Origin of the sequence: Citrobacter sp. Cf088 (assembly GCF_030334295.1) — a bacterium.
In the GTDB taxonomy this organism is placed as follows: Bacteria; Pseudomonadota; Gammaproteobacteria; order Enterobacterales; family Enterobacteriaceae; genus Citrobacter; species Citrobacter freundii.
Genome location: NZ_JAOWEE010000057.1, coordinates 110,009 through 131,940, shown reverse-complemented (window position 1 = coordinate 131,940; position 21,932 = coordinate 110,009). Strand labels below are relative to the sequence as shown.

General features: G+C 51.6%; 23 protein-coding genes. 17 read left to right on the top strand and 6 right to left on the bottom strand.

Features of this window, described 5'->3' with window-relative positions; genetic code table 11:
* The first annotated feature begins 75 nt into the window (after window positions 1–75).
* The gene (gene rihA, locus OGV71_RS21630; protein WP_204583890.1) at window positions 76–1,011 is read left to right on the top strand and encodes a pyrimidine-specific ribonucleoside hydrolase RihA; all 936 of its coding nucleotides are present in this window, start codon (window positions 76–78) and stop codon (window positions 1,009–1,011) included.
* A gap of 96 nt (window positions 1,012–1,107) precedes the next feature.
* Here the strand turns inward: rihA and OGV71_RS21625 are convergent, their stop codons facing one another.
* The gene (locus OGV71_RS21625; protein ID WP_003022748.1) at window positions 1,108–1,590 is read right to left on the bottom strand and encodes a zinc ribbon-containing protein; all 483 of its coding nucleotides are present in this window, start codon (window positions 1,588–1,590) and stop codon (window positions 1,108–1,110) included.
* 235 nt (window positions 1,591–1,825) lie between these two features.
* Here OGV71_RS21625 and leuS point away from each other — a divergent pair, with 235 nt between their 5' ends.
* Genes leuS through nadD form a run of 4 tightly spaced genes read left to right on the top strand, consistent with a single transcriptional unit; the run spans window position 1,826 to window position 6,696 of the window.
* Window positions 1,826–4,408, top strand: a complete 2,583-nt coding sequence (leuS, locus tag OGV71_RS21620; RefSeq protein ID WP_048998184.1) for a leucine--tRNA ligase — start codon at window positions 1,826–1,828, stop codon at window positions 4,406–4,408.
* A gap of 14 nt (window positions 4,409–4,422) precedes the next feature.
* Window positions 4,423–5,022, top strand: a complete 600-nt coding sequence (gene lptE, locus OGV71_RS21615) for an LPS assembly lipoprotein LptE (protein ID WP_003022742.1) — start codon at window positions 4,423–4,425, stop codon at window positions 5,020–5,022.
* The gene (holA, locus tag OGV71_RS21610; protein WP_003022740.1) at window positions 5,022–6,053 is read left to right on the top strand and encodes a DNA polymerase III subunit delta; all 1,032 of its coding nucleotides are present in this window, start codon (window positions 5,022–5,024) and stop codon (window positions 6,051–6,053) included. The genes lptE and holA overlap by 1 nt, the downstream gene beginning before the upstream one ends.
* Window position 6,054: 1 nt before the next feature.
* The gene (gene nadD, locus OGV71_RS21605; protein ID WP_003022738.1) at window positions 6,055–6,696 is read left to right on the top strand and encodes a nicotinate-nucleotide adenylyltransferase; all 642 of its coding nucleotides are present in this window, start codon (window positions 6,055–6,057) and stop codon (window positions 6,694–6,696) included.
* Here the strand turns inward: nadD and cobD are convergent.
* Entirely contained in the window at window positions 6,671–7,765 is a 1,095-nt protein-coding gene (cobD, locus tag OGV71_RS21600; RefSeq protein WP_204583892.1) for a threonine-phosphate decarboxylase CobD, read from the bottom strand. The genes nadD and cobD overlap by 26 nt on opposite strands.
* A gap of 96 nt (window positions 7,766–7,861) precedes the next feature.
* On the opposite strand from cobD, the gene OGV71_RS21595 reads away from it, so the two are divergent.
* From OGV71_RS21595 to lipA, 10 genes are all read left to right on the top strand, one after another.
* Complete coding sequence (locus tag OGV71_RS21595; protein WP_016149777.1) at window positions 7,862–8,473, top strand: adenosylcobalamin/alpha-ribazole phosphatase; 612 nt, start codon at window positions 7,862–7,864, stop codon at window positions 8,471–8,473.
* Between the two features lie 254 nt (window positions 8,474–8,727).
* Window positions 8,728–9,045 (top strand): ribosome silencing factor, encoded by a 318-nt coding sequence (rsfS, locus tag OGV71_RS21590; RefSeq protein ID WP_003022728.1) that lies wholly within the window; start codon window positions 8,728–8,730, stop codon window positions 9,043–9,045.
* A gap of 3 nt (window positions 9,046–9,048) precedes the next feature.
* A complete protein-coding gene (gene rlmH / locus OGV71_RS21585) occupies window positions 9,049–9,516 on the top strand; it encodes a 23S rRNA (pseudouridine(1915)-N(3))-methyltransferase RlmH (RefSeq protein WP_003022725.1) in 468 nt (155 codons plus the stop codon).
* 30 nt (window positions 9,517–9,546) lie between these two features.
* Window positions 9,547–11,448 carry a peptidoglycan DD-transpeptidase MrdA gene (mrdA, locus tag OGV71_RS21580; protein WP_286534006.1) on the top strand — a complete coding sequence of 634 codons (1,902 nt, stop codon included), beginning with the start codon at window positions 9,547–9,549 and terminating at the stop codon, window positions 11,446–11,448.
* A gap of 2 nt (window positions 11,449–11,450) precedes the next feature.
* On the top strand, window positions 11,451–12,563 hold the full coding sequence (gene mrdB / locus OGV71_RS21575) for a peptidoglycan glycosyltransferase MrdB (protein WP_003022718.1): 1,113 nt from the start codon (window positions 11,451–11,453) through the stop codon (window positions 12,561–12,563).
* A 10-nt stretch (window positions 12,564–12,573) separates the two neighbouring features.
* On the top strand, window positions 12,574–13,701 hold the full coding sequence (gene rlpA, locus OGV71_RS21570) for an endolytic peptidoglycan transglycosylase RlpA (protein ID WP_286534004.1): 1,128 nt from the start codon (window positions 12,574–12,576) through the stop codon (window positions 13,699–13,701).
* Window positions 13,702–13,843: 142 nt separating this feature from the next.
* Window positions 13,844–15,055 carry a D-alanyl-D-alanine carboxypeptidase DacA gene (gene dacA, locus OGV71_RS21565; protein ID WP_003022711.1) on the top strand — a complete coding sequence of 404 codons (1,212 nt, stop codon included), beginning with the start codon at window positions 13,844–13,846 and terminating at the stop codon, window positions 15,053–15,055.
* Window positions 15,056–15,161: 106 nt separating this feature from the next.
* Entirely contained in the window at window positions 15,162–15,425 is a 264-nt protein-coding gene (ybeD, locus tag OGV71_RS21560; RefSeq protein ID WP_003022706.1) for a DUF493 family protein YbeD, read from the top strand.
* A 114-nt stretch (window positions 15,426–15,539) separates the two neighbouring features.
* Window positions 15,540–16,181: a lipoyl(octanoyl) transferase LipB gene (gene lipB, locus OGV71_RS21555; RefSeq protein ID WP_003022703.1), complete on the top strand. Its 642-nt coding sequence runs from the start codon at window positions 15,540–15,542 to the stop codon at window positions 16,179–16,181.
* 206 nt (window positions 16,182–16,387) lie between these two features.
* Window positions 16,388–17,353 (top strand): lipoyl synthase, encoded by a 966-nt coding sequence (gene lipA, locus OGV71_RS21550; RefSeq protein ID WP_003022702.1) that lies wholly within the window; start codon window positions 16,388–16,390, stop codon window positions 17,351–17,353.
* 98 nt (window positions 17,354–17,451) lie between these two features.
* Here the strand turns inward: lipA and tatE are convergent, their stop codons facing one another.
* Both tatE and OGV71_RS21540 read right to left on the bottom strand, forming a co-directional pair.
* Window positions 17,452–17,655: a twin-arginine translocase subunit TatE gene (tatE, locus tag OGV71_RS21545; protein WP_003022699.1), complete on the bottom strand. Its 204-nt coding sequence runs from the start codon at window positions 17,653–17,655 to the stop codon at window positions 17,452–17,454.
* Between the two features lie 128 nt (window positions 17,656–17,783).
* On the bottom strand, window positions 17,784–18,572 hold the full coding sequence (locus tag OGV71_RS21540; RefSeq protein ID WP_061548066.1) for a deaminated glutathione amidase: 789 nt from the start codon (window positions 18,570–18,572) through the stop codon (window positions 17,784–17,786).
* Between the two features lie 90 nt (window positions 18,573–18,662).
* On the opposite strand from OGV71_RS21540, the gene crcB reads away from it, so the two are divergent.
* The gene (gene crcB, locus OGV71_RS21535) at window positions 18,663–19,046 is read left to right on the top strand and encodes a fluoride efflux transporter CrcB (protein ID WP_003831281.1); all 384 of its coding nucleotides are present in this window, start codon (window positions 18,663–18,665) and stop codon (window positions 19,044–19,046) included.
* Window positions 19,047–19,098: 52 nt separating this feature from the next.
* On the opposite strand, the gene cspE is transcribed toward crcB, so the two are convergent.
* Both cspE and pagP read right to left on the bottom strand, forming a co-directional pair.
* Window positions 19,099–19,308 (bottom strand): transcription antiterminator/RNA stability regulator CspE, encoded by a 210-nt coding sequence (gene cspE, locus OGV71_RS21530; RefSeq protein ID WP_000034825.1) that lies wholly within the window; start codon window positions 19,306–19,308, stop codon window positions 19,099–19,101.
* Window positions 19,309–19,497: 189 nt separating this feature from the next.
* Window positions 19,498–20,061, bottom strand: coding sequence for a lipid IV(A) palmitoyltransferase PagP (gene pagP / locus OGV71_RS21525; protein WP_048219344.1), 564 nt, complete (start codon window positions 20,059–20,061; stop codon window positions 19,498–19,500).
* A 462-nt stretch (window positions 20,062–20,523) separates the two neighbouring features.
* On the opposite strand from pagP, the gene dcuC reads away from it, so the two are divergent.
* On the top strand, window positions 20,524–21,909 hold the full coding sequence (dcuC, locus tag OGV71_RS21520; protein WP_003022136.1) for an anaerobic C4-dicarboxylate transporter DcuC: 1,386 nt from the start codon (window positions 20,524–20,526) through the stop codon (window positions 21,907–21,909).
* Window positions 21,910–21,932 lie beyond the last annotated feature (23 nt).

Genomic DNA, 21,932 nt, shown 5'->3' with positions numbered 1-21,932 from the left:
TTATTCCTTCGCCTCTCGAAACACATACAGCCCAGCGTTAACCTTGTCACAAAGTCCCACTTACAAGGAGCAACAATGGCACTTCCGATCCTGTTTGATTGCGATCCAGGTCATGACGACGCTATCGCAATTGTTCTCGCCCTCGCCTCACCTGAACTGGATGTGAAAGCGATAACCTCGTCAGCCGGGAATCAGACTCCCGACAAAACGCTGCGTAACGTATTGCGCATGCTGACGTTGCTCAAGCGTACGGATATTCCCGTCGCCGGTGGCGCTATGAAACCACTGATGCGCGATCTGATTATCGCCGATAACGTCCATGGCGAGAGTGGGCTGGATGGTCCGGCGCTGCCGGAACCCACTTTTGCGCCACAAGACTGTACCGCTGTGGAACTGATGGCGAAAACCCTGCGTGAAAGCCCGGAACCGATGACGATTGTCTCCACCGGGCCGCAAACTAACGTGGCATTGCTACTGAATAGCCATCCTGGACTGCACGCCAAAATCGACCGTATCGTGATTATGGGTGGTGCAATGGGCCTCGGAAACTGGACACCCGCCGCCGAGTTCAACATCTTTGTGGATCCCGAAGCCGCGGAGATCGTATTCCAGTCGGGTATTCCGGTGGTGATGGCCGGGCTGGACGTCACGCATAAAGCACAAATACATCGTGAAGATACCGAGCAGTTCCGCGCTATCGGCAATCCTGTTTCGACGATCGTTGCTGAACTACTCGATTTCTTCTTTGAATATCACAAAGATGAAAAATGGGGATTCATCGGTGCACCGCTACATGACCCATGCACCATTGCCTGGCTGCTGAAACCTGAACTGTTTACCACCGTTGAACGCTGGGTTGGCGTGGAAACTCAGGGTAAATATACCCAGGGAATGACCGTGGTGGACTACTACTTCCTGAGCGGCAATAAGCCAAACGCCACCGTGATGGTGGATGTTGATCGCCAGGGATTTGTCGATTTGCTGGCAGAACGGCTGAAGTTTTACGCCTAATACACGCCGGATGGCACTAACGCTTAGCCGGCCTACAAAATCGTGCAATTTGTAGGCCGGATAAGACGCTTTGCGTCGCCATCCGGCAATAAGCAATTACGGTTCAAACGGTCGGCGCTGAAACTGATCGTGTCCGCATTTCGGACACAGCGGCAGCACATCCGGGGTGTAAACCGCTAAATGGAAGTGGCACTTCTCGCAGACCAGATTACCTAATCCGACCACCTCGCCGCTGTGATAAACACCGTGATGACTGAGATCCTGGAACACTTCGCGCCATTCGAGCTGCGTTTTATCGGTAATATCGGCCAGCTCCTGCCAGATACTCTCCTTGATAACCCGCATAAAGACGCTGTCTGTCTCCTCATCGAGACTTTCTTCATAGCTCAGAGCAAACTCTTCCAGGTCACGTCTGACGGCCCGAGTGAGCTCTTCCACCTCGGTTCGCGTTAACTCCCCGGTCTGCATAACTCGTTGACGCGCCTGCTCCACCAACGCATCGATATCGCGTTCGCCATTACGCAGACGTTCGCTCAGTGAAGCTACCAGTTCACGGTAATATTGAGCAACCTTGTTCATCGCTTCGCCTCCTGGGTCGTTAACTGTCTATAATAATAGACGTTATTTACGCTACGCTTTGCAAGACTGTCCACAGAGTGTGTAAATTCGTGCAAGAATTATCCTTGCGGGAATTCAACGCTGAATGCGCGAAAGGCTGTTTTGGCGCGGGCGTTTGGGCTATGCTATGCGGATCTGAAACACCACATCTAGAGCTACGTTTGTAGCTGTATTGAAAACAGGACCACTGGCTGCCATGCAAGAGCAATACCGCCCGGAAGAGATAGAATCCAAAGTACAGCTTCACTGGGATGAGAAGCGCACATTTGAAGTTACCGAAGACGAGAGCAAAGAGAAGTATTACTGCCTGTCTATGCTTCCCTATCCTTCTGGTCGACTACACATGGGCCACGTACGTAACTACACCATCGGTGACGTGATCGCCCGCTACCAGCGCATGCTGGGCAAAAACGTACTGCAGCCAATTGGCTGGGATGCGTTCGGTCTGCCTGCAGAAGGTGCTGCGGTTAAAAACAACACCGCACCAGCACCGTGGACGTACGACAACATCGCATACATGAAAAACCAGCTCAAAATGCTGGGTTTCGGTTACGACTGGAGCCGTGAGCTGGCGACCTGCACCCCGGAATATTACCGTTGGGAACAGAAATTCTTCACCGAGCTGTACAAAAAAGGCCTGGTGTACAAGAAAACGTCTGCGGTCAACTGGTGCCCGAATGACCAGACCGTACTGGCGAACGAACAGGTTATCGACGGATGCTGCTGGCGTTGTGATACCAAAGTCGAGCGTAAAGAGATCCCGCAGTGGTTCATCAAAATCACCGCTTACGCTGACGAACTGCTGCGTGACCTGGATAACCTGGATCACTGGCCTGACACCGTGAAAACGATGCAGCGCAACTGGATTGGCCGTTCTGAAGGCGTAGAAATCACCTTCGATGTGAACGATTACGACAACACGCTGACCGTTTACACAACCCGTCCGGACACCTTTATGGGTGCGACCTATCTGGCCGTTGCCGCAGGTCACCCGCTGGCGCAGAAAGCCGCTGCAAATAACCCGGAACTGGCCGCCTTCATTGACGAATGCCGCAACACCAAGGTTGCTGAAGCCGAAATGGCAACCATGGAGAAGAAAGGCGTCGACACGGGCTTTAAAGCCGTTCACCCGCTGACTGGCGAAGAGATCCCGGTTTGGGCAGCAAACTTCGTCCTGATGGAATACGGTACGGGCGCAGTCATGGCCGTTCCGGGGCACGATCAGCGCGATTACGAGTTTGCGACTAAATATGGCCTGACCATCAAGCCTGTAATTCTGACCGCTGAAGGCGCAGAGCCGGATCTGTCCGAACAAGCTCTGACCGAAAAAGGGGTGCTGTTTAACTCCGGTGAGTTTGACGGCCTCGACTTCGAAGCAGCCTTCAATGCCATTGCTGACAAGCTGGTGGCTCTTGGCGTGGGTGAGCGTAAAGTGAACTACCGTCTGCGTGACTGGGGTGTTTCCCGTCAGCGTTACTGGGGCGCGCCGATTCCGATGGTGACATTGGAAGACGGTACCGTACTGCCGACGCCAGAAGACCAGTTGCCGGTTATTCTGCCGGAAGACGTGGTTATGGATGGTATTACCAGCCCAATCAAAGCCGATCCGGAGTGGGCAAAAACCACCGTTAACGGCATGCCTGCACTGCGCGAAACCGACACTTTCGATACTTTTATGGAATCCTCCTGGTACTACGCGCGCTACACCTGCCCGCAGTACAACGAAGGGATGCTGGATCCAGAAGCTGCAAACTACTGGCTTCCGGTTGATATCTACATTGGTGGTATTGAACACGCCATCATGCACCTGCTCTACTTCCGCTTCTTCCACAAGCTGATGCGCGATGCGGGTATGGTCAACTCTGACGAACCGGCTAAACAGCTGCTGTGCCAGGGTATGGTGCTGGCCGATGCGTTCTATTACGTTGGTGCAAACGGTGAGCGTAACTGGGTTTCTCCGGTTGATGCCATCGTTGAGCGCGACGAGAAAGGTCGTATCGTCAAAGCTCAGGACGCAGAAGGCCATGAACTGGTGTATACCGGCATGAGCAAAATGTCCAAGTCGAAAAATAACGGTATCGACCCGCAGGTTATGGTTGAACGTTACGGCGCCGACACCGTACGTCTGTTCATGATGTTCGCTTCTCCGGCTGATATGACGCTGGAATGGCAAGAATCCGGCGTTGAAGGGGCGAACCGCTTCCTGAAACGTGTCTGGAAGCTGGTTTACGAACATACCTCCAAAGGTGATGTAGCTGAACTGAACGTTGATGTGTTGAGCGAAGACCAAAAAGCGCTGCGTCGCGACGTGCACAAAACCATTGCTAAAGTGACCGATGATATCGGCCGTCGTCAGACCTTTAACACCGCAATTGCGGCGATTATGGAGTTGATGAACAAGCTGGCGAAAGCACCGCAGGAAGACGAACAAGACAGAGCCCTGATGCAGGAAGCGTTACTGGCCGTCGTTCGCATGCTGAACCCGTTCACCCCACACGTTTGCTTCACGATGTGGCAGGCGCTGAAAGGTGAAGGCGATATCGACAACGCACCGTGGCCGGTAGCTGACGAAGCCGCAATGGTTGAAGACTCGACGTTGGTTGTTGTTCAGGTGAACGGTAAAGTCCGTGGCAAAATTACCGTTCCGGTAAATGCGACAGAAGAACAGGTTCGTGAACGTGCTGGCCAGGAGCATCTGGTGGCAAAATATCTTGATGGCGTTACCGTACGTAAAGTGATTTATGTACCGGGTAAACTCCTCAATCTGGTCGTTGGCTAAGCGCGGGAGGAAGCGTGCGACTTCTGACAACATTGTTGTTATCTCTGGCGGTGCTTGTCACCGCCGGGTGTGGCTGGCATCTGCGTAGTACTACTCAGGTTCCACCCTCAATGAAAACCATGATCCTGAACTCTGGCGATCCGAACGGCCCGTTAAGCCGTGCGGTCCGTAACCAGCTGCGTCTGAACGGTGTGACGCTGCTTGAAGACGGTACAATGCGTAAAGATGTGACGTCTTTACGTCTTGGCGCGGTCAGCATTTCGCAGGATACGGCGTCGGTATTCCAGAACGGTCAAACGGCTGAATACCAGATGGTGATGTCCGTAAGCGCTACCGTGCTGATTCCAGGACATGATATTTACCCTATCAGCGCAAAAGTTTATCGTTCGTTCTTTGACAACCCACAGGCTGCACTGGCGAAGGATAACGAGCAGGAGATGATCGTAAAAGAGATGTATGACAAAGCGGCTGAACAGTTAATTCGTAAGCTGCCAAGCGTACATCTGGCTGATACTCTGTCATCCAATGCTGATGATGATGCTAAGCCAGCTGCGACAAAAGCCGCAGAGCCTGCGTCATCTCCGGCGCGTGTCTCCACCACGCTGGGTAACTGATGCTCAAGTTGTACCCTGAACAACTCCGCGCACAGCTCAATGAAGGGCTGCGCGCGGCGTATTTGCTCTTAGGTAACGATCCCCTCTTATTGCAGGAAAGCCAGGATGCCATCCGTCAGGCTGCTGCCACACAAGGGTTCGAAGAACACCACGCCTTCACTCTAGACAACAGCACCGACTGGGGAGAGATTTTTTCACTCTGCCAGGCGATGAGCCTGTTTGCCAACCGTCAAACCCTGCTCCTGCAACTGCCTGAAAATGGCCCCAATGCCGCCATTAACGAACAGCTCGCTTCACTCGTCACACTGCTACATAACGACCTGCTGCTGATTGTTCGTGGTAACAAGCTGACTAAAGCGCAGGAAAACGCCGCATGGTATACCGGACTTGCCAATAATGCGGTGCAGGTCAGCTGCCAGACGCCGGAGCAAGCACAGCTCCCGCGTTGGGTCGCCGCGAGGGCTAAACTCAATAACCTGCAACTGGATGACGCAGCCAATCAGCTGTTGTGCTATTGCTATGAAGGTAACCTGTTAGCACTGGCGCAAGCGCTGGAACGGTTAGCATTGCTTTGGCCTGATGGCAAACTAACGCTGCCTCGCGTAGAAAAAGCCGTTAACGATGCGGCGCACTTTACCCCGTTCCACTGGGTGGATGCGCTGCTGATGGGCAAAAGCAAACGCGCGCTGCACATTCTGCAACAGCTACGTCTGGAAGGCAGTGAGCCGGTTATTTTGCTGCGTACGATACAGCGTGAATTGCTGTTGCTGGTCAACCTAAAACGGCAGTCGGCGAATACCCCCTTGCGCACGTTGTTTGATAAACACCGGGTGTGGCAAAATCGCCGGGGCATGATGGGTGATGCGCTAAACCGGCTGAACCCGGCGCAGCTGCGTCAGGCGGTAACGCTGTTAACGCGTACAGAAATTACGCTTAAACAAGACTATGGTCAGTCAGTGTGGGCGGAACTTGAGGGACTGTCCCTTTTGCTCTGCCATAAATCACTGGCCGATGTTTTTATTGATGGTTGATATGAAATCATTGCAGGCTCTGTTCGGCGGCACCTTTGATCCGGTGCATTATGGTCATCTTAAACCGGTTGAAATTCTGGCGAATCTGATTGGTCTTTCCCGGGTCATCATCATGCCCAATAACGTGCCGCCGCATCGTGCGCAGCCTGAAGCGTCCGGTGAGCAACGTAAGCGCATGGTTGAACTGGCCATTGCTGATAAACCGCTGTTTTCCCTGGATGAACGCGAACTGAAACGCGACACGGCCTCCTACACCGCGCAAACGCTAAAAGAGTGGCGCGAGGAACAAGGCCCGAATGTGCCGTTAGCGTTTATCATTGGTCAGGATTCGCTGCTGACCTTCCCTTCCTGGCACGACTACCACACGATTCTGGATAATACCCATCTCATCGTATGCCGACGTCCAGGTTATCCTCTCGAAATGACGCAGGAAAAGCACCAGCAATGGCTGGAAGATCACCTGACTCATTCGCCGGATGACCTGCACAACCTGCCTTGCGGGAAAATCTACCTGGCCGAAACGCCGTGGTTCAACATCTCCGCCACGCTCATTCGCGAGCGACTGGAAAAAGGCGAGCCGTGCGACGACCTGATGCCAGGCGCAGTGCTTGACTATATTAATCAGCAGGGGTTGTACCGCTAAGCGTGTTGTTTAATGCCGCCAGCAGGCGGTCATTTTCTTCCTGACTGCGAACAGCAACTCGGTAATAACGCGCGTCCAACCCAGGGTAATTGGCACAACTGCGAATCAAGACATGCTGTTCCAGCAACATCCGTTGCAAATCAATATCCGCGCGATCGCAGCGTAATAAACGATAATTTGCCTGGCCGGGATACACCGTCAGGCCGGGCAGGTTTTGTAGCTGCTGCTCAAACCGCGCTCCCTCTTGTTCCAGCCATTTCCACGTCGCCTGCTGATAAGCGCTGTCGCGTAAAATAATCTCGCCAGCCAGAGCAGCAAACGCATTAATTGACCACGGCATTTGTCGGCTGCGCATTTGTACAACGGCCTGCTCGTTACTGTTGACCAGATACCCCAGACGCAGCCCCGGTATCGCATAGAACTTGGTGAGCGAGCGCAGCACCCAAATATGCGGGTTATCCCGAAGTAGCGGAATAAACCCCGGCTCCCCGGCAATAAAATCGATAAACGCTTCATCAAGGATCAGATTGATCCCAAGCCGCTCACAACGTAAGGCAATCTCACGTAGCAGGCGGTTATCCGGTAGTAACCCGGTGGGGTTGTTGGGCGTGCAGAGAAACAGGCAGTCCAGCTCTGGAGTTAACGCATCGAGGATCGCATCGGTAAGCTGCCAGCCATCGTCTTCGCGCAGCGCAAACTCATGGATCGTACAGTCTCCCCATTGCAGCGCCCGACGATATTCAGCAAACCCAGGCGTCACGATCATCGCGTGACGTGGCTTCAGGCTATCTACCAGGGTAAAAATAGACTCGGTCTCACCGTTTCCGGCCAGGATCCACGAGGCCGGAATCTGATGATGCTCCGCCAACGCTGCATGCAGTTGCGCGTAATCGACATCCGGGTAACGCTCCGCGCAGTCCATATTGTCGATAATTGAGCGTTTTAAACCTGCTGGCATACCCAGCGGATTAATATTCGCGCTAAAATCCAGCAATTGCTCAGGCGAGACGCCCAACAGTTCGGCGGCTTCTCGGGTATTACCACCATGCGCGCTCTTCAATAAAGACATCGTGCCGCTCCACGTAAAAAAAGGTATTTTAGTGAAAAATCTCTGCACAATCAGGGCAAACATCATGTTTTGTGCGAATAACCCCAAGAGGAAAAAATGAGACTCTGGTTGGTACGTCATGGCGAAACTGAAGCCAACGTCGCGGGTTTATATAGCGGCCACGCTCCCACACCACTAACAGAACGGGGAATAGCTCAGGCGCAAACGCTGAGTACGCTGTTACGCGATGTGCCTGTCGACAACGTTCTGTGCAGCGAGCTGGAGCGCGCCCGCCATACAACGCAGTTGATCTTAGGCGATCGCGAGATTCCTGTGCGTAACATGCCTGAGCTCAATGAGATGTTTTTTGGCGACTGGGAAATGCGCCACCATCGCGATCTGGCGCGCGAAGACGCCGAAAACTACGCCGTGTGGTGTAACGACTGGCAGAACGCGACGCCCACTAATGGCGAAGGTTTTCAGGCATTTTCCCTGCGCGTGGAACGCTTCATTGCTCAACTCGATGATTACAAAATGTGCCAAAACCTGCTGGTGGTGAGCCATCAGGGTGTATTGAGCGTGTTGATCGCCCGTTTGTTGTCCATGCCGGCAGCAGCAATGTGGCATTTTCGCGTCGAACAAGGTTGCTGGAGCGCGATTGATTTTTGCGACGATTTTGCGGTTCTGAAAGTACTTAACAGCCGGGCTGTATGGCACGACGGAGAGTGAAAGCACTGTTTTTTCTGCCGAAGGGCTTCTCTCCCATTGACACCCCATGACAGGCTGTTATTCTCCGCAACCTGACTTTTCCCGCCCTTCAGAGCTTTGCAGAAATTGTTTTACAAAAATGGCGATGCATTCTGCGGCGTGGGGTGGGATGATAGCGCACTTCACAAGCGCTTTCGGAGACATTTGTCCCGATATCGCCTCTGGTTCAGGTATACTAACAGACGTTTTTAACTCTTTTCACCCAGGGGGAACACTTGCAGGGTAAAGCACTTCAGGATTTTGTAATCGACAAAATTGATGACCTGAAAGGTCAAGACATCATCGCCTTAGACGTTCAGGGCAAATCCAGCATCACTGATTGCATGATTATCTGTACTGGCACGTCCAGCCGTCATGTAATGTCTATCGCAGACCACGTTGTTCAGGAGTCCCGCACTGCTGGTCTGCTGCCGCTCGGCGTAGAAGGCGAGAACGTCGCAGACTGGATCGTCGTTGACCTCGGTGATGTGATTGTCCACGTGATGCAGGAAGAAAGCCGTCGCCTGTATGAACTGGAAAAACTCTGGAGTTAATGCGTGAAGCTGCAACTTGTCGCTGTGGGTACGAAAATGCCTGACTGGGTGCAAACCGGTTTTACGGAGTATCTCCGTCGGTTTCCGAAAGATATGCCCTTTGAGCTGATCGAAATCCCGGCAGGAAAACGCGGCAAGAACGCGGATATTAAACGCATTCTCGACAAAGAGGGTGAACAGATGCTGGCTGCCGCAGGCAAAAACCGCATCGTCACCCTTGATATCCCTGGCAAACCCTGGGACACGCCGCAGCTGGCGACCGAACTGGAACGCTGGAAACTGGACGGTCGTGACGTCAGTTTGTTGATTGGTGGGCCGGAAGGTCTTTCTCCTGCCTGTAAAGCAGCAGCGGAACAAAGCTGGTCACTCTCAGCGTTAACCCTTCCTCACCCTCTTGTTCGGGTTCTGGTTGCGGAGAGTCTGTACAGGGCGTGGAGCATTACCACCAACCATCCTTATCACCGTGAGTGATCATTGATTCTTGAGTAGATTAAGCAGCGGATGAAACTACAGAATTCTTTTCGCGACTATTCGGCTGAGTCTGCGCTGTTTGTGCGCCGGGCGCTGGTCGCTTTTTTGGGGATTTTGCTGCTCACCGGCGTGCTGATCGCCAACCTTTATAATCTGCAAATCGTTCGCTTTACTGATTATCAGACCCGCTCGAACGAAAACCGCATCAAACTGGTGCCTATCGCCCCCAGCCGCGGCATCATTTATGACCGTAACGGAATTCCGCTCGCCCTTAACCGCACCATTTATCAGATAGAAATGATGCCAGAAAAGGTCGACAACGTTCAGGATACCCTCGACGCTCTGCGTAACGTCGTAGACCTGACGGACGATGACATTGCCGCTTTTAAAAAAGAGCGCGCCCGTTCACACCGTTTCACATCCATTCCGGTAAAAACTAACCTGAGTGAAGTTCAGGTCGCACGCTTTGCCGTTAATCAATATCGCTTTCCTGGCGTCGAAGTTAAAGGTTATAAACGCCGCTACTACCCCTACGGCTCTGCGCTGACCCATGTCATTGGCTACGTATCAAAAATCAACGGTAAAGACGTAGACCGCCTGGACAAAGACGGCAAACTGGCTAACTACGCGGCGACGCACGACATCGGCAAGCTGGGTATTGAACGTTATTACGAAGATGTACTTCACGGCCAGACCGGTTATGAAGAGGTTGAGGTGAACAACCGCGGCCGCGTCATTCGCCAGCTGAAAGAAGTGGCGCCGCAGGCCGGGCACGATATCTATCTCACCCTCGATTTGAAACTCCAGCAGTACATTGAAACGCTGCTGGCAGGCAGTCGCGCCGCCGTGGTGGTTACCGACCCGCGTACCGGCGGCGTTCTCGCGCTGGTGTCCATGCCGAGCTACGACCCGAACCTGTTTGTCGATGGTATCTCCAGTAAAGATTACTCCGGGTTGCTCAATGACCCGAACACCCCATTGGTTAACCGCGCCACGCAGGGTGTTTACCCACCGGCTTCGACAGTTAAACCTTACGTCGCAGTTTCTGCATTAAGTGCAGGTGTCATCACCCGCAATACTGGTCTGTTCGATCCAGGTTGGTGGCAATTACCGGGCTCTGAAAAACGTTACCGTGACTGGAAAAAATGGGGGCACGGCCATCTGAACATCACCCGTTCTCTGGAAGAGTCGGCGGATACGTTTTTCTATCAAATCGCCTATGATATGGGGATAGACCGACTTTCAGAGTGGATGAGCAAGTTTGGCTACGGCCAATATACGGGCATCGATCTTGCCGAAGAGCGCGCGGGAAACATGCCAACTCGCGAGTGGAAGCAAAAACGGTTTAAAAAACCATGGTACCAGGGTGATACCATTCCGGTCGGCATCGGTCAGGGTTACTGGACGGCAACCCCTATCCAGATGAGTAAAGCGCTGATGATCCTTATCAACGACGGTTTGGTAAAAGTCCCGCATCTGCTGATGAGTACGGCAGAAAACGGCAAGCAAGTACCGTGGGTACAGCCACACGAACCCCCCGTTGGTGACATTCATTCCGGTTACTGGGAAATCGCAAAAGACGGTATGTACGGTGTAGCAAACCGTCCTAACGGTACTGCGCACAAGTATTTCGCTGGCGCACCTTACAAAATTGCGGCGAAATCCGGTACTGCCCAGGTCTTTGGCCTGAAAGCCAATGAAACCTATAACGCGCACAAGATCGCCGAGCGCTTACGTGACCACAAGCTGATGACGGCCTTCGCACCCTATGATAAGCCCCAGGTTGCTGTCGCCATAATCCTTGAAAACGGTGGCGCGGGCCCGGCTGTGGGTACCATTATGCGCCAGATCCTTGACCACATTATGTTGGGCGACAACAACACCAATCTGCCTGCAGAAAACCCCGCGGTTGCAGCAGCGGAGGACCAATAATCGTGACGGATAATCCGAACAAAAAAACATTCTGGGACAAAATCCACATCGATCCCACGATGTTGCTTATTTTGCTGGCGCTGCTGGTTTACAGCTCGCTGGTCATCTGGAGTGCCAGCGGCCAGGATATCGGCATGATGGAGCGCAAGGTCGGCCAGATCGCAATGGGCCTGGTCATCATGGTGGTGATGGCGCAAATCCCGCCCCGGGTTTATGAAGGCTGGGCACCCTATCTCTATATATTCTGCATCATCCTGTTGGTGGCGGTAGATGCCTTCGGCGCGATATCCAAAGGGGCGCAGCGCTGGCTGGATTTGGGTATTGTGCGTTTTCAGCCTTCCGAAATTGCCAAGATTGCCGTGCCGCTGATGGTCGCACGCTTCATCAACCGTGATGTTTGCCCGCCATCGCTAAAAAATACCGCCATTGCACTGGTGCTGATATTTATGCCCACCCTGCTGGTGGCCGCTCAGCCTGACCTCGGTACCTCAATACTGGTCGCCCTTTCCGGTCTGTTTGTTCTGTTCCTTTCTGGTTTAAGCTGGCGTTTAATCGGTGTTGCGGTGGTTCTGGTTGCGGCGTTTATCCCGATACTGTGGTTCTTCCTGATGCATGATTACCAGCGTCAGCGCGTCATGATGTTGCTCGATCCAGAAACCGATCCACTGGGTGCGGGATATCATATTATTCAGTCTAAAATTGCTATTGGCTCCGGCGGTCTACGCGGCAAGGGCTGGCTGCACGGTACGCAGTCGCAGCTTGAATTTTTACCCGAACGTCACACGGACTTTATCTTCGCGGTATTAGCAGAAGAGCTGGGTCTGGTAGGGATCTTAATTCTGCTTGCGCTGTACATTTTGCTGATTATGCGCGGATTATGGATCGCTGCCCACGCGCAAACCACCTTTGGTCGCGTCATGGCAGGTGGTTTAATGTTGATATTATTCGTTTATGTCTTCGTAAATATTGGTATGGTGAGCGGTATTCTGCCCGTGGTTGGCGTTCCTCTCCCACTGGTCAGTTACGGAGGCTCGGCACTTATCGTGCTGATGGCCGGGTTCGGGATTGTTATGTCGATCCACACCCATAGAAAAATGTTGTCGAAAAGCGTGTAAGGGGTACGCAATGCGTAAGCAGTGGCTTGGTATCTGCATCGCAGCAGGAATGCTCGCGGCGTGTTCGAGTGATGATGGTCAGCAACAGGGTGCTGTCGCGCCGCAGCCTGCGGTGTGTAATGGTCCGATTGTTGAAATCAGCGGGGCCGATCCGCGCTTTGAACCCCTGAACCCAACGGCGAATCAGGACTATCAGCGTGATGGTAAGAGCTACAAAATCGTCCAGGACCCTTCCCGCTTTAGCCAGGCAGGGCTTGCCGCTATCTATGATGCGGAACCCGGAAGCAACTTAACCGCGTCTGGTGAAGCGTTCGACCCGATGCAACTGACCGCAGCGCATCCGACTCTGCCAGTCCCAAGCTATGCCAGAGTAACTAACCTGGCAAACGGCAGGATGATTGTCGTGCGCATAAACGATCGCGGCCCTTATGGCAACGATCGCGTGATTTCACTTTCACGTGCAGCAGCAGACCGTCTGAATACCTCCAACAACACCAAAGTGCGTATCGACCCAATCATCGTCGCCCAGGATGGTTCATTGTCCGGTCCGGGTATGGCGTGTACGACAGTCGCAAAGCAAACCTATGCCCTGCCCGCGCGTCCTGATTTAAGCGGTGGCGGTAATATGGGAAGTATGCCTTCGCCATCGGATGCGGGTCAGCCGCAAGGCGATATTCGTCCGATCAGCAATTCCACGCTGAAAAGCGATGATCCAACCGGTGCGCCAGTGAACAGCGGTGGATTCCTCGGTGCGCCAACCACCCTCGCCGCAGGCGTGCTGGAAGGTAGCGAGCCGACTCCGGCTCCGCAACCGACCATCACCGCACCGGCAACACCAACCGCACCGGCAACACCAACCGCACCAGCAGCAACACCAGCCGCCGTCGCGGCACCAGCTCCAGCGGCAGTAGCCAACGGACGTTACGTGGTTCAGGTTGGCGCAGTCAGCGAGCAGTCGCGTGCGCAGCAGTATCAAAAACGTTTAAGCCAGCAGTTTGGCGTCCCAGGTCGGGTGGTACAAAATGGCGCAGTCTGGCGTATCCAGATGGGGCCGTTCGCCAGCAAAGCTGAAGCCTCCACATTGCAGCAGCGTCTTCAATCCGAGGCGCAATTACAGTCCTTCATCACCGGCGTGTAATAACGTAAATCAGGTATCTGAATTGTCAGTTTCTGTAAATGACATTAACAAAGTCACGCGGAAAGTCAGATGCCTGCCCGTTTTGCATTTGCTATAGTAGGGCACTTTTTTTAATTTCATCACGGACGTCGTAGTTCAGACCATGAAGACCACTTTTTCCGCTCGTTTCGTGCAGCGTATGGCGCTCACCGCGGCTCTCTGCGCAGCTTCTCTCTCTGCTGCCCATGCCGATGACCTGAATATTAAAACCATGATTCCGGGTGTTCCGCAGATCGATGCGGAGTCATATATCCTGATTGATTACAATTCAGGCAAAGTTCTGGCAGAACAGAACGCAGACACTCGCCGCGACCCCGCCAGTCTGACCAAAATGATGACCAGCTACGTCATCGGCCAGGCGATGAAAGCCGGCAAGTTCAAAGAAACCGATCTGGTCACTGTCGGCAATGACGCCTGGGCTACTGGTAACCCGGTCTTTAAAGGTTCATCGTTGATGTTCCTGAAACCTGGAATGCAGGTTCCTGTTTCCCAGTTGATCCGTGGTATCAACCTACAATCCGGGAATGACGCGTGTGTGGCAATGGCGGACTTCGCAGCCGGTAGCCAGGATGCTTTCGTCGGTCTGATGAACAGCTATGTGAACGCGCTGGGCCTGAAAAATACCCACTTCCAGACCGTTCATGGTCTCGATGCTGACGGTCAGTACAGCTCGGCTCGCGACATGGCGATGATTGGCCAGGCCCTGATTCGTGACGTGCCTAACGAATACTCTATCTATAAAGAAAAAGAGTTCACCTTTAACGGTATTCGTCAGTTAAACCGTAACGGCCTGCTGTGGGATAACAGCCTGAATGTCGACGGTATCAAAACCGGTCATACCGACAAAGCTGGCTATAACCTCGTTGCATCCGCAACCGAAGGTCAGATGCGTCTGATCTCTGCCGTCATGGGTGGCCGCACCTATAAAGGTCGCGAAACCGAAAGTAAAAAACTGCTGACCTGGGGCTTCCGTTTCTTTGAAACCGTGAATCCACTGAAAGTCGGTAAAGAGTTTGCTTCAGAACCGGCCTGGTTTGGTAACACAGATCGTGCATCGTTAGGCGTAGATAAAGATGTCTACCTGACCATTCCGCGCGGCCGCATGAAAGATCTGAAAGCAAGCTATGTGCTGAACACCACAGAACTGCATGCACCGCTGCAGAAAAACCAGGTTGTCGGCACCATCAACTTCCAGTTGGATGGCAAAACCATCGAACAGCGCCCGCTGGTAGTCCTGCAGGAAATCCCTGAAGGCAACTTCTTTGGGAAAATCATTGATTACATTAAATTAATGTTCCATCACTGGTTTGGCTAAAAATCGAACACTTGAAAGTGTGATTTACGTCCCCATATACTAGGTATCCAGATAACTCCCACACGCTGTGGGAGTTATTATTTATTGATGTAACGCCGGAGCTGACATGAAAACCAAACTTAACGAACTGCTTGAATTCCCTACTCCATTTACTTACAAAGTAATGGGGCAGGCGTTGCCTGAGCTGGTTGATCAGGTGGTTGAAGTGGTACAGCGCCATGCGCCAGGTGATTACTCTCCGACGGTAAAACCGAGCAGCAAAGGCAACTACCACTCGGTCTCAATCACTATTACTGCTACACACATTGAGCAGGTTGAAACGCTGTACGAAGAATTAGGCAATATCGATATCGTACGCATGGTATTGTAAAATCCTGTTGGTTACCCGCTGCATCCCCGCTCGGGTAACCCCTCCCTCCTGTGATATACTTTTCCCCCTCTTTTATATTCTCTACTCTATGTGAGTATCTACGGAGATGCCGTTTTGTATCAGGATAAAATTCTGGTCCGCCAGCTCGGTCTTCAACCTTACGAGCCAGTTTCTCTGGCCATGCACGAATTCACCGATACCCGCGATGAAAACAGTTATGACGAAATCTGGCTGGTAGAGCATTATCCTGTTTTTACCCAGGGTCAGGCAGGTAAAGCAGAGCACGTACTGATGCCGGGCGATATTCCGGTGATCCAGAGCGATCGTGGCGGCCAGGTGACCTACCACGGGCCGGGCCAGCAGGTCATGTATGTGCTGTTGAACCTGAAGCGTCGCAAACTTGGCGTTCGTGAACTGGTTACGCTGCTGGAACAAACCGTCGTCAATACACTTGCGGAAATCGGCATTGATGCCCACCCGCGAGCCGATGCGCCTGGCGTATACGTCGGGGAGAAGAAAATCTGCTCTTTGGGATTACGTATTCGTAGAGGATGTTCGTTTCACGGCTTAGCGCTCAACGTGGATATGGATTTGTCGCCTTTCCTGCGTATCAATCCTTGTGGTTACGCCGGAATGGAGATGGCGAAAGTATCGCAGTGGGATAGCGCAGCCACGACCGAGAGCGTTCGCCCACGCCTGCTGGCCAACATATTAGCGCTGTTGGGTAACCCACCGCACGAGTACGTTGCAGACTGAAAATACGGTCATACTTTGCCACGGCAAATGTTGTGGCAAATGGCACAAAACAACAACTATTTTACATTTTGCCAGCCTGTCAGGCTGCTTTCTGGCCCGTTTCAATGATATACTGCGTATCACTAATTCAAAAATAGTTGATAAATGCAACATTCCCTTGAATTGAAACGCTTTCCTTCGTAATTCGCAACTGGAACACGCAAGCTATGAGTAAACCCATTGTGATGGAACGCGGTGTTAAATACCGCGATGCCGATAAGATGGCTCTTATCCCGGTAAAAAATGTGGCAACAGAGCGTGAAGCCCTGCTGCGTAAACCGGAATGGATGAAAATAAAACTGCCAGCGGACTCCACTCGCATCCAGGGCATCAAAGCGGCAATGCGCAAAAATGGCCTGCACTCTGTCTGCGAAGAAGCTTCCTGCCCTAACCTGGCTGAATGTTTCAATCACGGAACCGCAACCTTTATGATCCTCGGCGCAATCTGTACCCGCCGTTGCCCATTCTGTGACGTTGCCCATGGTCGTCCGGTTGCTCCGGATGCTAACGAGCCGTTAAAACTTGCTCAGACGATTGCTGACATGGCGCTGCGCTATGTCGTCATTACCTCCGTTGACCGCGACGATCTGCGTGACGGCGGCGCTCAGCACTTTGCTGACTGTATCACCGCTATTCGTGAGAAAAGCCCGTCGATTAAAATCGAAACGCTGGTGCCTGACTTCCGTGGTCGTATGGATCGCGCGTTGGATATCCTCACCGCCACGCCGCCAGACGTGTTTAACCACAACCTCGAAAACGTACCGCGTATTTATCGCAATGTACGTCCGGGGGCGGACTACAACTGGTCGCTGAAGCTTCTGGAACGTTTCAAGGAAGCGCACCCGGAGATTCCGACTAAATCAGGTCTGATGGTTGGTCTGGGCGAAACCAATGCAGAAATCATTGAGGTCATGCGTGACCTGCGCAGTCATGGCGTGACCATGCTGACGCTGGGGCAGTATTTACAGCCAAGCCGCCACCACCTGCCGGTTCAACGCTATGTAAGCCCGGATGAGTTCGATGAGATGAAAGCCGAAGCTATGGCCATGGGCTTTACCCATGCAGCCTGCGGTCCATTCGTTCGCTCTTCATACCATGCTGACATGCAGGCCAAAGGGCTGGAAGTGAAGTAATCGTGTAATACTCACTTACATATCAGTAATAAAAAAACCGGCAAATTGCCGGTTTTTTTTCATGCAGAGTATGCAGTATGAGCATCATGCTCCTGACATTACTCTTTATGAGAAAGCTTCTCAGCCTGAACGCTACCATCAGCATCTTTCTTAGCATCGGCATTATCGTCATTCATTGCTTTCTTGAAGCCCTTGATTGCCGTTCCCAGGTCTCCACCCAGTGTACGTAACTTCTTGGTACCAAACAGCAGAACAACCAGTGCGGCAACCACCAGCAGTTTGGTAATACTAATCTCACCCATAGATACCTTCTTCACTTAAACCAGGCTGCATAAAGCGCCATATTAACCTGAGAATATTAACGGCCTTTCGACGCGCGCACACAATAGCAATCTGTAACAAGGTGAATCAAGCCTTGTTTAAAAAAACGTCATAATAATTGCGGTGGCGCAAAACGTCGGTTACTTAACACCGGAAGTTGTGCTCTGACCTGCCTTACCCGCTCTGCAGAAACCTCGGCCATAATTAGCGCAGGCGTTTCCGCCGCAGCAGCAATGGTCACACCAAAAGGGTCGATGACCCGGCTTTGGCCGATATTCTTATTACCACACTCTCCCGCCGCAATCAGGTAACACGTTGCATCTAACGCTCTTGCAGCTAAAAGCGTAGACCAGTGATGCTCTTTAAGCGATCCCCGTACCCAGGCTGCGGGTAATACGAGAATTTCCGCTCCCTGCAATGCGTGCGCCAGCGCCAGCTCTGGGAAGCGCAGATCATAACAGGTCATTAACCCTACTTTTAACCCGTCTACGTCCAGCAGCGGCGCTATGACGTCCCCTGCATCCACATTTCGTGACTCCTGAATCGAAAAGGCGTCGTAGAGATGTAATTTAGCGTAATGGGCAACTACCTGACCAGCCCGTAGCGCCACCAGCATGTTATACGCCCGTCCAGGCACAGAGGGAACATGAATCGTCAGGATTGTCGTCATCTCGTTTTGCGCGCTTTCTCGCAACAAGCGCGTCAAAAATCCACCTTCCAGCAATTGAGCTGATTTCACTGACAGGTCTGGGTCCAGATCGTCACGGGCCAGAAGCGCTTCCGGTAATACCAGTAACGATGCCCCCTCTCCCGCAGCCTGAGACATCAGTAAAACGCAGGTTTCTGCATTTTTTTCCCATGAAGGTCCCACGGCAAATTGCCCTGCTGCAACGAACATATTCCCTCCAGAAAACGTTGTTAGGCTCGCCAACCACGATTATTCAGCGTTACACTCATCCTATATACAATCAAATAGCAGGATTACGCAGTGTTACAACTCCTTTTAGCGGTTTTTATCGGTGGTGGTACAGGTAGTGTAGCAAGATGGATGTTGAGCATGAGGTTTAACCCGCTACATCAGGCCATTCCATTCGGTACGCTGGCTGCAAACTTACTTGGCGCATTTATCATTGGTATGGGTCTGGCATGGTTTAATCGCATGACAAACATTGATCCAATGTGGAAGGTACTGATTACAACTGGCTTTTGCGGGGGGCTAACAACATTTTCCACTTTCTCGGCTGAGGTGGTGTTTTTGTTACAGGAAGGACGCTTTGGTTGGGCTATGGTGAATGTGCTGGTGAATCTGCTGGGATCATTTGCGATGACCGCCCTGGCATTCTGGCTGGTTTCGGCCTCTCCCGCACACTGAGGCGAAAAAAAACCCGCAATTAAGCGGGTTTTGAATGCTTGCTGTCGTATGCTTACAGAGCGATTACGTTTGCAGCAGAAGGGCCTTTGGCACCGTTAGTGATTTCGAACTCTACACGCTGACCTTCAGCCAGAGTTTTAAAACCATTGGTCTGGATTGCAGAGAAGTGTACGAACACGTCTTTGCTGCCATCTTCCGGAGTAATGAAACCGAATCCTTTGGACTCATTAAACCACTTAACGTTACCTTTAATCTTAGACATCAAAATTACCTTTACATGAAAAATAGACACAAATGCTGTGTCGGGTATCAGTACAACAATTGTGGTGCACTTTGTCCAGTCGAACTTTATCAAAAAGTGATAAATGTCGCGTTATTTTTCAGTTAACGCTGATATCACACTGTTTTAAAAAGACTTTTTAATAATCCACCTGACAATACAGGTAGTCCATCAAAACTGGAAACGCATCCACGCAAAGTAGACGTTACCGTTGTTGTACGTTCCCGGAATGTAGGTCATCTGGAACGTTGCCGGACCATACCCTATCGATGCCAGCGGTAACAGCACGGGTACCGGAATGTAGTTCCAGTTATCACGCGCGGTAAAACCGGCGGTAAAACCGAGACCTGTATGGAAATTTTCATCGGCCAGCGGTCGCCAGGTTTTTTCCCAGCCATAACCACCAATAGGTTCCCATTTATTGTAGGAATCCTTAAAGGCCATTATATAAAGTCCATGCCAGTTACCTTTATCATCCCAACGGGATTGACCAAATCCTGCCCCCCACGGGCGTTCATTGTAGCGATCCGTTTTTTCTTTATCGTAGGCAAAGCGTGCATGCCAGGTAATAGCCGGTATATACAAATCATAATGTTCCGGCTGCTGCCAGGTTTCACTGACGTTGTCTTTAAAAGTAGCGAACCAGCCTTTATCTTCAGCAGCGCTCTGGGGAATGAAAGCTAACTGAATAAAAAGAAATGAAAAAATGAGAAAATATCGTTTAGCGACAATCACAACTTAATTACCATCCTAGGATTTATTATTAATTGTAGCAAACCCAACCTTAATGTTAGCTTAACAAAAATGCGCAGCTAAAAAATCAGAATATTCCTCAGCATGAAATTTTTAAGATAATTAGCCCTTAATTTATTGAGCCATTTCATAGGAACTATTTTCTCTTTATTGCCAATAAATTGTTCTTTACTCCGAGAAAAGTTAAATAACATTACAATAAATTAACAATTAAGAATCAATATCACCACAAAACACACACACCGGCGCTGCACTTCACAGTTTTTTATTGTGAGATTCTTTTTTTAACCACGATGCTGAAAAAACGGCTAAGCCATCGCTTGAATCCGTATTTTTATTGATTTTAATCAGCAAGAGTTATCGATTTATTAGGCACATTCTGTCACCACTTTTTACTTTTTTTAGTTTTTTTACTTTCTGGGCAGCAATGCGACAGGGGAAACGATGTTGACATTTATTGAACTCCTTATTGGGGTTGTGGTTATTGTAGGTGTAGCGCGCTACATCATTAAAGGTTATTCCGCGACAGGCGTACTGTTTGTTGGCGGTCTGGTTTTGTTGATTATCAGTGCGCTGATGGGGCATAAAGTGTTGCCATCCAGCGCGGCATCGACGGGCTATACGGCAACAGACATTGTTGAATATATTAAAATTTTGCTGATGAGCCGTGGTGGCGATCTCGGCATGATGATCATGATGCTGTGTGGTTTTGCCGCCTATATGACCCATATTGGCGCGAACGATATGGTCGTTAAGCTGGCCTCCAAGCCCCTGCAATACATCAACTCTCCTTACCTGCTAATGATTGCCGCCTATTTTGTCGCCTGCCTGATGTCACTGGCGGTTTCTTCAGCAACCGGTCTGGGCGTATTGCTGATGGCAACACTGTTCCCGGTCATGGTTAACGTTGGAATCAGCCGTGGCGCTGCAGCGGCTATTTGTGCCTCCCCTGCTGCAATTATTCTTTCACCAACATCCGGTGATGTGGTGCTGGCGGCAAAAGCTGCGGAAATGCCGCTGATCGATTTCGCCTTTAAAACCACGCTGCCAATTTCTATTGCCGCCATCATTGCTATGGCGATTGCCCACTTTTTCTGGCAGCGTTTTCTGGATAAAAAAGAGAACATTTCTCATGAAATGTTAGATGTGGCTGAAATCACCACGACTGCCCCGTCATTTTACGCCATTCTGCCGTTTACCCCGATCGTTGGCGTCCTGATTTTTGATGGTAAATGGGGCCCGCAGTTGCACATCATTACGATTCTGGTTCTGTGCATGCTCATCGCGGCTATTCTGGAGTTCGTACGTGGGTTCAACACCCAAAAGGTTTTCTCTGGTCTGGAAGTCGCTTACCGTGGCATGGCGGATGCCTTTGCTAACGTGGTGATGTTGTTAGTCGCTGCGGGTGTTTTTGCCCAGGGTCTGAGCACAATCGGCTTTATTCAGAGTCTGATTTCTATCGCCACCTCGTTTGGTTCAGCGAGCATTATCTTGATGATGGTGCTGGTGATCCTGACTATGCTGGCGGCAATGACTACGGGTTCCGGTAACGCCCCGTTCTACGCCTTCGTTGAAATGATCCCTAAGCTGGCGCATTCTTCCGGCATTAACCCGGCTTACCTTGTTATCCCGATGCTGCAGGCGTCAAACCTTGGGCGCACCATCTCCCCGGTCTCCGGCGTGGTTGTCGCTGTCGCAGGTATGGCAAAGATTTCTCCGTTCGAAGTGGTGAAACGTACCTCGGTTCCGGTTCTGGTTGGGCTGTTGGTTGTGATTATCGCAACTGAAGTGATGGTACCAGGTTCTTCTTCAGCCGTCGTTGGCGGCTGATACTCAGTGAAATGTAGGCCGGA